Origin of the sequence: Saccharicrinis aurantiacus, assembly GCF_947489045.1 — a bacterium.
In the GTDB taxonomy this organism is placed as follows: Bacteria; Bacteroidota; Bacteroidia; order Bacteroidales; family Marinilabiliaceae; genus Saccharicrinis; species Saccharicrinis aurantiacus.
Genome location: NZ_CANLCN010000021.1, coordinates 15,210 through 29,208 on the forward strand (window position 1 = coordinate 15,210; position 13,999 = coordinate 29,208).

Sequence of the window (13,999 nt, forward strand, 5' to 3'; positions counted from 1 at the left end):
CAAAGCACAAAGGGCTACCACTCCTATCAGGGCGCTAAACAACTAAATATAAAACAGAATAAAAGCAGGCAAATCCCTTGCATAAAAAAAGCAGGTCACCTTTGAACGCCAATTTGACTTGCATAAAAAAATAATCCCTCCTCTGAGCTCAAATACAGCTTGCATAAAAAAAGCAGGTCACCTCTGAACGCCAATTTGGCTTGCATAAAAAAATAATCTCCTCTCTGAACTCAAATATAGCTTGCATAAAAAAAGCAGAGCGCCTCTGATCGCCATTTCGACTTGCATAAAAAAATAATCCCTTCTCAGAACTCAAATAGAGCTTGCATAAAAAAAGGTGCCTGTTCCCAAGATTAATTTGGCTTGCATAAAAATATTGTTGCCCAATATTTACATGCGCGAAGTTTTATTCATAGAAGTTGTTTAAAGTTGTCTGGAAATTTCGAGAGTGACATATTGGTTTTCAGTGACAAGGCTCAATTTTTCTTGCATAGCCTTAGCTACGGAATAAAAATTAGCTGAAGTCAATAAAATCAAGATGTTACTCGCAGTTTTTCAGCACAACTTTAAACAACTTCATGGTATAACCTACAACAAAAATGCAACAAAAAACCCCAAGCGACAGAATCACTTGGGGTACAAAATGTGTAATACTATGATTTGATTCTACTTAAATCCTTTATTGCCCTTTACTTTAAGGGTTTTGGCCGATTTTTCATCAGCTTTAACAGCTTCTTTGTAATCGCCTTCGTACTTGTTTTTGATGATTTGCACATCTTTACAATTATCTAACTGAAATAATGGTGCATCAGGGTATAATTGCTCTTGTGTTCCATTCTTTTTAATGGTGTTGTTACGGATGATTAAGCCTTCAGCTCTATCGGCCCACACAATACGGTTATCAAATGTTTCAATAATATTATCTTCAAAAACAATGTTTCTGTCGTAACACTCTGTCTGATCAAATGCCTTACCCAAACGCGGTGTAATATACATTACAGCATGCTCGCTTCCGCTATAGGCCACATAATCAAAGTGGTTGTTGCGGATGGTAACGTCTTCTACAATTCCCGACTCGTACCAATAGAATGTTTCGCCACGGAATAAAATGGCCGACATCATTGATGAAAAATAGTTATCCTCAATCACCGTTTTCAATGGCGTTTTAAGTACTATGTTACGCGCACGGTGGTTTTGAATGGTACAACCCTTTAATGTGAAGGTTGGATTCCAGGTTTTATTCTCAAGGATATCGCCTTTTTTAAGGTTCGCAGGTAATTTATTCTCGAAAGTAATATCAGCAAAATGGTCGTTGATAATTTTTACTGATGCTACTGTGTTTACTTCCTTTTTAGCAGGACTAGGCGTGTGAATAAACCACATCTCATCTCCTTTATCAGCAAATTTAAACCCATACTGCTGGAAGTGCTTTAACTGGTAACGAAGCGTATACTCATCAATCACTTTGTTCACCTCAACATAAGTTCCGTGTACGTTTGTTCCGTCATCAAGCATTTGCTCAAAACGACAATTCTCTACCAGAATATGTCCTTTACAGTTACAAAAGTGCGTTGCATCCGCAATAATAGATACCACGCGCTCTGAACCTTCGCGCACATAAATTCCGCTATTAGAAATAGTTCCCGTATCACAACGCTCTAACAAAAAGCCCATTCCTAAAGCATGGTGAATTGTTATGTGGTCGAAGTGAATGTTGTTACTTGAGCTACAGTGAAATGCCGGAGCATATCTATTTTCACCTTTTGGTCCTTTAAAATTCTCAATATTACCAACCGTTGGAAATTGGTTTTTATGCTCGTAAATACGAAGAACTCCGTTCGGGCGCTTCTCTACTTTACTAGGTCTGCTTGAAAAATCGTAAGCACCATGTGCCACTCGTTTTGGATCTTTTTCAAACTCTAAGTTACTTCCTAATGATGAAAACTTGAACTCATCTATATTCGGAAAAGTAACTCTACCACGTTGTAACTTCCATGAAAAACCTTCTGTAGCTGGCTTAATATCTCTCCAACCCTCTTTGGCATTAACAGCCATTACTTCCCCTTGAAAAAGGAATGGGATATCCCAATCAATGGTGAAATTTTGTGCTTTAACGCTATTGCAGTTTTCAAATACAAATGGAGCAACTTGTCCGTGAAAAATAAACTCAGATCCGTTACCTTCTACCTCAACAGAGTTAAAATCAAAAAACGGAAAAATAATACGTTTGTAACCATTCTCATGATTGGTGATAAAACAATATTTACTGAATGCATAATCAGGCATAAATTTATAGTCTCCCTTTTCGAAAACTAACTTAATATCCTTCTCTTTGGCATTTTCTATGGCTGCACGCACTATGGGAGTCATATCCTTAGTACTATGTTTGATATTGATTACTTCGGTAGCCAGCACCGATGTAAAACCAAATACAGTAAGCATTACTGCCACACTGATTAAAAATTTCAATTTATTCATTTGTCTATTATTTTCTATTTCTTCAATAATCTGTTGATATACCTTTCACTTAGCTTAGTATCTCAAGCTTTTTTTAAGAGCCAACTATAGGTTAACTCCAGTTCCTTGCATAGAATTATCGTGATCCCACATAATAACCCAAGGATCGCGCGTTTTAAGTTGAAATGCTTTTAGTGATTCTTGCATATCTTTTAGCACTAAAGCATATTCTTTATTATCAGCTAGATTAACAGACTCCAATGGATCGTTATCTAAATTATACAACTCAAATTCAGCTCTAAATAGGTAATCTTCTACTTTACGTTTTCCGAAATACTCAATATCATTTCGATAGATTGATTGCCATGTTGACGATGCCCATAAATCAGATGCAAATGGGTATTCTAAACGCCACGCAGTATTCCAAATTAATTTGAAATTGTCTTTACGGTAGGCACGCATCGGGTAATACATGGTAATTTCATGGAAGGTATGTGAAGCATAAATCTCATTCCAACCTTCAGCTTCAGTATCAGTTAATATGTTTTTAAACGATCTGCCATGGAACGATTCGTTGGTTTTAGCACCTGCCATATCTAAAATAGTTGGTGTTAAATCGGCCCACGATATCATGGTATTATTCACAATTCCCTTGGCATCTTGCGTTGGATCTTTTACAATACATGGCAAGCAAATACCCGGCTCATAAACTGTGGTTTTAGCACCTGGAAAAGCCATTCCATTATCTGATATATATATTACTATGGTATTATCAGCCTTACCCGATTCTTTCAAGTAAGTCATTAGCTTACCAAAACCTTGATCGATACGAGAAATACTTTGGTAGTATTGTGCAATCTCTTCACGGGTTTCTTTATTGTCTGGCAAATACTCTGGCACATAAACATCCTTAGGATCGTAAACCACAGTCTCAACACCCGGATAGCCCTCTGGTTTATTACCAAAATTATTAGGCATATCCCAACGCTCAGGCTTAAACGGATTACCACGGTGCGGATCGCTAGTACAGAAATATAAAAAGAATGGGGCTTCTGAATTAATCACATCAACACACTTATCAGCCATTTCAACGGTGTTGCGCTCATCAGCTTCAAGCACAGTATTAAAATGGTATACCGATTCGGGTGCCAAGTGGTATTTTCCGATGCGAGCGGTATAATATCCGTTTGCTTCTAATAAAACAGGAAGCGATTTTACAGTATCAAAAGTACTAAAGTGGTGGTAATCGTGCGTATGTCCGTACGAACCTGTGGCATGACCGAACTTACCAGTCAAGATAACCGAACGACTGGCAGCACAACTAGCACTGGTACAATAGGCTTGGTTAAACATTACACCATCTTCTGCCAACTGATCAAGGTTAGGTGTTTGAATAATATCATTACCATAACACCCCAAAGCATCTTTACCATGATCATCCGATACAAATAAGATCACATTTGGTTGGTTTGCTTGATCTGTTTTTGCTTTGGGTTGAGGTGCACATTGAACCAACAAAACTACGCTAAGAACACTCAATATCTTTATTGCTATTTGCTTCATTTTTATTCTTTTAATTAGTGAGTTTATTGTTAAAACTCTAAGATCCGTTTTTTTTCTAATAACAAAACAACTAAAAGAATGTGGTTCAGCTATCCCCATGAGTTCATGTAATGTACTTTGGCGTAAAATAACTCAAACACAAATACAGAGTACTGAAGAGTATTATTATAACATGTGCTCATAAGTATCCATTTGTGTGATTATTTGTACTGAGCAATATTTTATACATTTTCAGCTATCATAATCATTAACAAATTACTCCAACTGCAAGGTTAAGCGCTAAAACCAACTTAAATCCGAATACTATACAACTAACAATAACAAAACGTCCACCATATTGCTATTATTCACACATGTTATATTCATTCGGTATTGGCTAATATTGGATGTTATAATTTGAGTGTTTTAAAACTCAAACCATCAATTAGCTTAATAAGGTTTAATTAAACTCATATGCAAAAATCTACAATTCACTTCAGCTTTCTAATACTAGCTTTAAGTATTACGGTAAGCAGCTTAGCACAACAAGACCTCCATGTTTATTCCACCGAAATTCCTTGGAGCGAAACAACACCCATTGAAGAGGCTGGTAAGATATATTCTATTACAGAAGCCATTAACTCCGCAAGTGCCGGAGATATTATTTGGGTACATGAGGGAATATATCGAGAAAAAGTGGTGGTTAATAAAAATAACCTTGCCATTAAAAGCTTCGAGAACGATTACGTACTTGTTACAGGCGCAGAAGTAGTTGAAGGTTGGGATGATGCTACAGGCATGCACGAAGGTGTTAAAGTAGCCGACATTTCTAGTTTCAATATTGAAACGGACTACACTCAACTTTTTGCTGATGGCAATATACAAATGATGGCCAGACACCCTAACAATACAACGGGTGATATGATGGACCCCATGAACATAAAAAGTGGGTATGCTCCATTGAGCAATGTTTATAAAGATGCTGGAGTAAATGCTACAGGTCATGCTACTTTTGAAGATACTACTTTGCCAGATGTGGACTTAAGTGGTGGTATTTTTCGCGGTTTAACCGGAAAAATGCGTCAATATGTATACGGAGACATTACAAATAAGAATGGCAATACGGTTTCTTTTAAGGCAATGAATAATGGCGATTGGAAAAATGAAGCTGGCTTCGACAATACGAAGCACAAATTTAGTTGGGGTTTTGTGATGCATAAAAACCTAATTGACTACCCCGGAGAATGGTTTGCCGATGGCGATGAGCTTTACTATTTACCTAGTAATGCGGAATCCTTTGACGATACGCGTATTGAAATTCAGGTAAGAGAGAAGGTTTTGGTACTAAATAATACATCAGGCGTAAGTATTAAAGGGCTACATTTTGTAGCAGGTAATATGGATATACAAAATGCAACAGGCGCAACTATCGAAAATGGTAGCATCCGTTATGTACATCCGCTTTGGATTCCCAAAGGTTACGGCCAGGGCGATAGTGACCCGAAAGGAATTTATCTTAGAAATAGCTCAAACAATACTTTCAAAGATTTACATGTAGCACATTCGTGGGGTAATATGTTCTCGTTAAAAGATGGACAAAATAATAGTTTCCAAAATTGTATTATCGAAGATTTTGGATGGGTAGGTATTTTTACTTCGGGCGTTCATGTTAATACCAGCGATAAAACCAACATCAACAACTGTACTTTTGGCGATGCTTGTAGATTCCAGATTCGAATTGACGGAGGAGATGCACAGGTTAATATTATGGATTGCGACTTTTACGGTTCAATGAAATTAGGAGAAGATGCAGGACCAATAGAAGCTACCAGCACTGGCAAAATAGCAACCATCAACCTAAAAGATAGCGAAATTGCCTATAACAAAGTTCATGATGTAGTTGGGGTTCCGGTATCGAGTTTTAACTATAAAAGAGTGAAAGCAACGGCTTTTTATATGGAGGATGTAGAAAACTACACGGCGCACCACAACCTGGTTTATAATATTAAACACACAGTAGAACACGACTTTGAAATTGAACCTGTTGGTGAGTTTTTGTACTTAGGTCCGCGTTACAATGCCATGCACCTTCCGGTAAACTATTACAACAATACTATTTGGAATGTGGATGAGAATATTGGTATATGGAATATTGAAATTGCCAATTGGGAAGAGTTAGGGATACCTGAAGCTGATAACACAGGAATGATAGACGATGGTCATTTTGTGAATAATATCTTTATGAATGGTCCTGGCTATAAAATATCGTACAACAGACAAACACTAACCAGCACAGGAGGAAAAATAACGTGGGAAGAAGCTCCTGCCGGATCTAGTTTATCAACTCATGATTTTAACGAATATGTAGAACATTGCGCAGAGTGGGGCTACCATTTTAATCCGGAAACCAACCAGTTTTTAGATTTTGACGATGCTGCCAATAACTTTGTAGATGCTGCCAATGGAGATTTCTCTTTAAAAACAGGTTCTGCAGCTAAAGCCTCAGGTACTGAATTAAGTGGCTATACCAATTCGGCTACACCCGATTGTGGTGCCTTAGAAGGTGGCGATCGTGTTTTAAATGCAGGTGCTACTTTAACAATACCAAACTACAAAGAGGTAACTGAAATTATACCTGATGAAGACGATACTGACAATGCGGTTAATCCCATCATTAGAGATAATACTGTAGTTTACCCTAACCCTGTTGCAGATGTTTTATACATAAAAAATGCCTTAGTTAATTTTGATGCTTCAGCACTTCACATTTATTCTGTGTCAGGAAATAAAGTAAGCATCAACCAACAAGTTCAGTACGCAAATGGTGTGCTACAAGTAGATGTGAGCCAACTAGCCACCGGACTATATTTTGCACAAATTGATAACGAAGGTGAGGCTTATCGCTTTAAGTTTATCAAGAAGTAATGATACAGAGATGCGTTAGTAACTTATAATTTAACAAAAAAGGCAGAAAGACTTGAAGCGTCTCTCTGCCTTTTTTATAAGATAATTATTCTTTACTCAGCAGTATCAGTATACTTTTTAGCCGCTTCTGATGCATATTTACCTGGAGTTACGCCATAGCGCTCCTTAAATAATTTACTGAAATGCGCACGGCTTTTAAAGCCAGTCATTATATAAACCTCGTTAACCGATAAACCTTGTTGCACCAAAAATTCTGCTGCTTTAGAGATTCTGTATTTCTTCATCATCTCAAACGGAGTAGTATCTGTTAAGGCCTTCACCTTTTGGTAAAAATGAGTTCTATTCAGATAAAGCTCCTTGGCAAACGAATTCAAATCCAAATCTTGGTTATCCAAGTTCTTTTCAAATAGGCCATATAATTTCTCAAGAAATATTTGATCGTTTGAATCGGTACCTTCTTCTTTTTTAAGCGTAAGCGGAAAATCAATTTGAAAACGCTCTCGTAGTTGTTTCCTATTTTTTAATAACGATTCGATGCGCGATACTAAATGCTGTGCATTAAATGGTTTTTTAATGTACGAATCAGCTCCATTTTTAATCCCCTTTATTTGATCTTCCATGGCAGTACTTGCTGTTAACAGGATGACCGGGATATGGCTCGTTTTTATATCCGACTTAATATTTTTACATAAATCAAAACCATTCATCTCGGGCATTAGCACATCACTAACCACAATATCAGGCCACTCACTCTTCATGGCATCTAAACATGCCTGACCATTTTCAAAACCTTTCACAATAAAGAAATGCGATAACACATCCACAACAAAGTCGCGCATATCAACATTATCTTCAGCAAAAAATACTGTAATATCAGATAAATCTGCTTCTAATTTTATGTTTGAAACATCTACCAAATCAAGTTTACTTTCCTTGAGTTCTGCTTGTTTATCCTCATAAATAATTTCTTCCTCAGCCTCTAAATAGCCCTGCTCAAGTGCATCACTCACAATAGGCAGGTCAACTACAAACGAGGTTCCTTCACCTAAGGTACTGGTTACCGAGATATCGCCATAGTGCATAGCTGCCAATCGCTTTGAAAAAGCTAAGCCTATACCCGACCCTCCGGTATATTCAGAATTCTCTTTACGAGATTGGAAAAAACGCTCAAAAATAAATGGCACATCATCCGCATGTATTCCTTTACCTGTATCGGTAACCGCCACTATTAACCTCTTTCCCTCTACCCTATATTCGATGGTTATTTCGTCTTCGCTTTTTGTGAACTTAAAAGCGTTATTTAGTAGGTTATTAAAAATTTTCTCCAGCTTATCCTGATCTGCAAATACAGTAACTTCATTTTTAGGACCTTTTGCTTTCAACACCTTTTGGTTGCTTGTGGCCATAAACTCAAAGTCTTTCAACACACCGTGGATAAATGTATTAAACTCAAATTTCTTAGAGTTCATAATTAGCTGATTGGCATCAGAGCGCTGAAAATCGTGCACCTGATCAACCAACTGCGAAATCTTTTTGGCCTGACGCTGCACTAAAACTAGTTTATCAGCAATATCTTGCTTGCCTTGAAATCGTTTCACCAAAATATCTATCGGCCCCGAAATTAAGGTAAGCGGCGTTTTAATTTCATGCGATATATTTGAGAAGAATTGCAATTTAGCAGTATTTACCTCTTTTACCTTATCTTTTTCAAACTGCTCTAGTTCAAGATTATGTTTGAGCGACTGAAGCCTTTTAGCATAAACAAAAACCACAATAAATATTAAACTAAACACTACAAAATAAAGCATTAAAGCCAAATTTGATTTCCAAAACGGAGGCAATACTTTTATATTTAATTCAATCGGATCTGTCCATAAACCCATTGTATTTGAGGCAGACACTCGCAGTATATAATCTCCAGCAGGCAAGGCACTGTAAGATATCTGACGTTGATTAGATGGAACCTCAACCCACTCATCGTTTACTGGTGATAATTGGTATTTAATATGATAGTTCTCAAAATTTGAAAAGTGTAATGATGTAAATTCAAATGAAAAAACGTTCTCATTATCCTTTAATTCTATCGTATTTAGCTTGTTTAAAGGCTGATCAAATAAAACTCTATCGTTAATTGTATCTCCACGATGAATATCTTGGTTTAATATTTTAATACTAGTGAGTTCTAGCTTGGGCAGATTATCTTCCTGCGGAATTTCGGAAGGCTTAAAATAACACAAACCTTGCATGCCTGAGAATAACATCAATCCGTTATCAAGTACATCTGATGCATACCAAAAATCTTCGAATGGCAATCCATCAGAAACATTAAATTTGCGGAAGTACTTATCTTTTGTATCAAACTTATTTAGGCCTATATTGGTAGCAATCCACAGGTTGTATTCGGCATCATACAATATAGATTTTACTACGTTGTTTGATAAGCCATTTTTTTCGGTGTAAGGCACAAAGGTAGCCTCCGTTTCACTATCTATAACTTTACAAATACCACCACCTTCGGTACCTACCCAAAATTCTTTGTTGGGCAATCGTACAAAAGAAGAAACAAAAGCGCTACTTAAAGAATTTGGATTATTAGGCTCAGGTTTAAACTGCTTCATCTTCAGTTTTGACACCTTTCTCTGTGTGGATACATCCACTCTAATAATTCCATTAGTATGGGTACCTATCCATAAGAAATCATAATGCGGATCCATATATAATGTGCGCGACCTGCCTAAATCTAAATCTTTAAATAAAGGATTTTCACTAATGCTTTCTACCTCAATTACGGTACCTTTTCGATTTACTGATATGCGAAAAGTACCCTCCATTGATACAAACCAAATATCACCATGCCTATCTTCTTGAAACTCGTAAACCCTATAATTTGATGGTATTACGCTACCATCTTTACACTTTACTTGCTCTAATTCTTTTCTATTATGCCTTACTCTGCAAAACCCTCGTTTATTATTAAACTTAAGCCATACATCCCGCCTTGAATCTACATAAACTGAGGTTATGGTTTTACTTTCTTGTTCTGAAATGGCAAAAGGCAATGGTTCAAAACGATTTCGTTTTACATTAAATAGAGCCAAGCCTCCTCTACTTGCTGTTAAAAAGATTCTATTCTGATCCAACCTAGCAACACTAGTAACGTTATTGGCCTTTAGTCCGTACTTATCTTTTACTTCTGTATTATATAAATGAAATGGATTCTCTTGTAAATTAAATCGATATACTCCTTTATCATACGAAGCTGCCCAACAGCCATAACTTGTATTGGGCAATATTTGACTCATCCGCAATAAACTATTTTTGGGCTTAAAACGCGATGTTTGATAGGGTTGACCTTGCGTGAAGTTTGAGCAATTATTAACATGTATAATTCCCTGACTTAATCCACTCATCCATAAGTTCCCAAGTTTATCAATAGATAAATAGTTCAATTGATAATCTGAAAATGCCTTTGATTTAAATTTAAATTGATAGGAACCAGCTTCTTCAATAAACGACATAATAAAAACCCCACTCATTGAACTTACAATAAGCTTATTATCATATTTTACTAAGTCATAGGAATTCCAAACTCTATCACCTAATATTCGGGTAAACTGTTCGGTTTTAACATTAAATAAAAACAAGCCCTTGTTACAGGTAATTACGTAATTATCCGCATCTAATGCTATACCACTATGAAACAATGCTTGTTTGGTATCTTCAACTCCTAAGGGGCTATATTGCTTGATGAAATTATACGATTTATCGAAAAGTAATATCCCCGATTTTTCAGTAGTACATATTATTTGATCGGAATTTGGATTAATTATGATCCTTCGAATTATAGGTCCGTTTAATTTGTTCCCCTTCTTCTTGTTTGTATAAATTCTTTTAAAGGAACTTGTATCATAATCAAACATCATTAAACCTTCATCGCTCCCTATTAAGATGTTGCCTTGTTCATCTTCGGCTAAGGTTCTAACTCGGTTACTTGTTAATAACTTATTATGTATGGTGTTTTTATAGGTGGTAAATTTATAGCCATCGTATTTATTTAGGCCTTCGAAGGTTCCAATCCATATAAAACCACGTGAATCTTCAAGTAAAGAGGAAACGCCATTGTGCGACAAGCCATTACTAATGGTAAGCTGGGTTGTTGGAACCAGCTCTTTAGTTTTGGCAATAAGCTGAATTGAAAAAGATAGGATTAATAAGGCGGCTAGAAAATACTTATCCCTCATTGCATTTTTTATTGAGTTGAAACGCAAACATAATGAAAGAATATTAATTATCTAGGCTAATTCTTAATGGATGTTAATGGTATAGAATTACGGAAATATAGGTGTAGTAACTTTGTTAGCTGATTTTTTAAAAAGAAATAGTATCCTGCCCATTAACAAGCAGGATACTTATAATTTGAAGAAAAGTAAAGCACCTATTAAGATTCTCTTTACTTCCAATTTGTATTAGTTAATTTTTATAACACCCTCGCGAGTTGGTGCAACAGGAATAATCTTACCATTTTCATCCCACTCTAATTTATCTACGCAAATAGAACGTTTGAAATTGTTTTTAGAGAGGTCTTTAGTGTGGTAAAACACATACCATTGTCCTTTATACTCCACAATTGAACCGTGCGAAGTTCCTGAACTAACCGACTGCATTACTTTTCCTTCGTAGGTAAATGGCCCCATTGGATTGTCTGCACTTGCGTAAACCATAGTGGCATCCTTGGCCCATCCGTTTGCATAAATCAAAAGGTATTTTCCGTCTTTTTTCAGAATCCAAGGTCCTTCGCCATAAACACCATCGCCACCATTACTGATCTGCATTCCCTTGGGATCTCCTTCTCTTGGTTCGCGCCATAACAAACGGTTTCCTTCCTTATCGTATATCTTAAGTTCCTGAAGCTTACCATCGCGCTTAATCATATTCTTTTTAAGCTTTACTACACGTGCCTCTCTACAACCAAAATACATATAGGCTTGACCATCATCATCTATTAAAATAGTTGGATCAATTGGCTCAGCTCCTGCAAAAGGCTCTGCAATACCATCAACTAAGGGCTTTCCAAGGACATCTTTAAAAGGACCTTCGGGTTTATCGGCAACAGCCACCCCTATTTTCTTGCGTTCAACTGGGTAATAAAAATAATATTTACCATTACGCTCAATACAATCTGGCGCCCAAGCCCATTTTTCGGCCCACGAAATATCATCTAAAGAGAATATTTTACCATGATCTGTCCAGTTTACCATATCGGTAGTTGAGAAACAAGCCCAATCTTCCATATCAAAATACTTGGCATCATCTCTATCATGTGATGAGTATACATACAAGCGACCGTTGAATACACGTGCCGAAGGATCCGCCGTAAATTTATGCGTAACAAAAGGGTTTTGAGCTGTGGCTAATGCGGCTATCATAACTAAGCCGACAAGATTTAAAATGCGTTTCATTCTTTGAGTTTTATCTGTATTTGATATTATAATTTAAAACTCGAAGATATAACATCTATACCCTACTCCCCGCCAAGAATAAGAAGTAATAGAGGGGTTAAATTAAATATAACCCCTAATATTTATTAAGAAAGAAGAATATTGAATTGTAAACTAAATTATTTATCCAAGCCAATCATATTGAATAAGTATTACTGCAGCTTTGCAGCCCTATTTACCTGTTTGCACTTCAAATATTATTGCATCATCATTATAAATCATTGCAATTTCATCTTGGTTTAAATCCCATTGTCAACAAACCTTATTTATTTTTCTAACCTTATTGGCTACTCGCTAGGTGTAGAAATACTAATGGTTAGTGTAAAGGGCATTTGTATACCTTTTATACTAACCATTAGAGTGTTTTATTCTAATTGAGAAGTGTACATAACTCGATAGAGCTGCAAATCACCCCAACTAATCAAATTCTCAACGATTATTTATTTAACTCGCTTAATAAATTTAGTAGCATCATAACCTGGTTCTTTATTACTCACTTCCTTACTCGGGTTATAATGACGCATTAGCACGTTAAACTTTCCAGTTTTATTTCCTTCTCTAATTGGAATATTATTGGCTTGTCCATCACACCCAAAACGCAAAGTAATGGTTCCGTCTGCGTTTTTAGTTGGATTCATTTCACTTGAGATATTCGCTACATCATTGAACATTCGTCCATCGGCATTGTAAACTGTAGCTGACCAAAATGATAAATCTTTCGGATCAACGAAAGTCATTTCGTAACATCCATCGGCTTCGAAATATGGACTCGTTTGATAAATATTATCCTCAACCATAGCGCCACCCCAGCCTCCGGCACATCCAACGTAGTTCATGTAGGCCGTTTGTCCACTCTCAGCATTTCCAAATGCTTTAGATTGATCATAGCCATCACTAAAGTCTAGATTCCCAGCTTTGTCTATTTTTTTAAACGATTCCATATCCCATTCTTTTACCACAAACGGAGTAGCACTGCCTGCTTCAATAATCAAATTGCGCCTTGCAGCATCTTCAAGAGCACGAACAATAACAAAAGCGTGAGTAGTTTTAGCGGTGATTTTATGCCTACCAGAGCCATAGATCATTGGCTGAGTCTCGTGATTCTCATCACAAATTTGAAGAGACACATATTTGTCAGTTTCAGGAATAGTAACAAAAACACTATCACTCGACATATCTATAACGGATACTGAATAGTAAGTATCTCGATTCATTCTAACAACAAATTGTTGTTCAGGAATACTTGGCGGTACAGGCATCTCGAAAAAAGTATTGATTGCTCCTGCTTTTTTCAGAACTGCGCCAAGACGCATGTTTGTGTATGCCTGCGGGAAATTATCCTCAGTAACAATTGTTGGAGATGATTTAGTTGATACTTTTTTATCTTTTTTAGAAGATTGACAAGATGTAATTAACACTGAGATGAAGATTACAAATAGTAATTGATTAAATTTTTTCATAAAGTTTTAGTTTTATATTAGTTAATGATTATAACGGTTCGTAAGCCAATTTGAAAAGCTAGAGCTCTAAAACCCAAATTAACAGAAGCTTTTGTTTAAACTATAAATTTATTCTTT

The 13,999-nt window shown here is 36.4% G+C and carries 6 protein-coding genes; 1 reads left to right on the forward strand and 5 read right to left on the reverse strand.

From position 1 onward, the window contains the following. Positions 1–666 precede the first annotated feature (666 nt). Both QMO11_RS18550 and QMO11_RS18555 read right to left on the reverse strand, forming a co-directional pair. Positions 667–2,478, reverse strand: a complete 1,812-nt coding sequence (locus QMO11_RS18550; RefSeq protein WP_282039117.1) for a right-handed parallel beta-helix repeat-containing protein — start codon at positions 2,476–2,478, stop codon at positions 667–669. Between the two features lie 84 nt (positions 2,479–2,562). Further along, a complete protein-coding gene (locus QMO11_RS18555) occupies positions 2,563–4,020 on the reverse strand; it encodes a sulfatase family protein (RefSeq protein WP_282039119.1) in 1,458 nt (485 codons plus the stop codon). Between the two features lie 453 nt (positions 4,021–4,473). Between QMO11_RS18555 and QMO11_RS18560 the strand changes: the two genes are divergently transcribed. Further along, positions 4,474–6,924, forward strand: a complete 2,451-nt coding sequence (locus QMO11_RS18560; RefSeq protein ID WP_282039120.1) for a T9SS type A sorting domain-containing protein — start codon at positions 4,474–4,476, stop codon at positions 6,922–6,924. A gap of 92 nt (positions 6,925–7,016) precedes the next feature. On the opposite strand, the gene QMO11_RS18565 is transcribed toward QMO11_RS18560, so the two are convergent. The 3 genes from QMO11_RS18565 to QMO11_RS18575 all read right to left on the reverse strand — a co-directional run bounded on the left by QMO11_RS18565 (position 7,017) and on the right by QMO11_RS18575 (position 13,882). Further along, the gene (locus QMO11_RS18565; RefSeq protein WP_282039122.1) at positions 7,017–11,165 is read right to left on the reverse strand and encodes a hybrid sensor histidine kinase/response regulator transcription factor; all 4,149 of its coding nucleotides are present in this window, start codon (positions 11,163–11,165) and stop codon (positions 7,017–7,019) included. A gap of 225 nt (positions 11,166–11,390) precedes the next feature. Beyond that, a complete protein-coding gene (locus tag QMO11_RS18570) occupies positions 11,391–12,383 on the reverse strand; it encodes a family 43 glycosylhydrolase (RefSeq protein ID WP_282039124.1) in 993 nt (330 codons plus the stop codon). A gap of 479 nt (positions 12,384–12,862) precedes the next feature. Beyond that, positions 12,863–13,882 (reverse strand): DUF1254 domain-containing protein, encoded by a 1,020-nt coding sequence (locus QMO11_RS18575; RefSeq protein ID WP_282039125.1) that lies wholly within the window; start codon positions 13,880–13,882, stop codon positions 12,863–12,865. Positions 13,883–13,999 lie beyond the last annotated feature (117 nt).

Coding starts and splice junctions, on each gene's coding strand:
- QMO11_RS18575 (WP_282039125.1), bottom strand. CDS start 13,882: ATGAAAAAATTTAATCAATTACTATTTGTAATCTTCATCTCAGTGTTA.
- QMO11_RS18560 (WP_282039120.1), top strand. CDS start 4,474: ATGCAAAAATCTACAATTCACTTCAGCTTTCTAATACTAGCTTTAAGT.
- QMO11_RS18565 (WP_282039122.1), bottom strand. CDS start 11,165: ATGAGGGATAAGTATTTTCTAGCCGCCTTATTAATCCTATCTTTTTCA.
- QMO11_RS18570 (WP_282039124.1), bottom strand. CDS start 12,383: ATGAAACGCATTTTAAATCTTGTCGGCTTAGTTATGATAGCCGCATTA.
- QMO11_RS18550 (WP_282039117.1), bottom strand. CDS start 2,478: ATGAATAAATTGAAATTTTTAATCAGTGTGGCAGTAATGCTTACTGTA.
- QMO11_RS18555 (WP_282039119.1), bottom strand. CDS start 4,020: ATGAAGCAAATAGCAATAAAGATATTGAGTGTTCTTAGCGTAGTTTTG.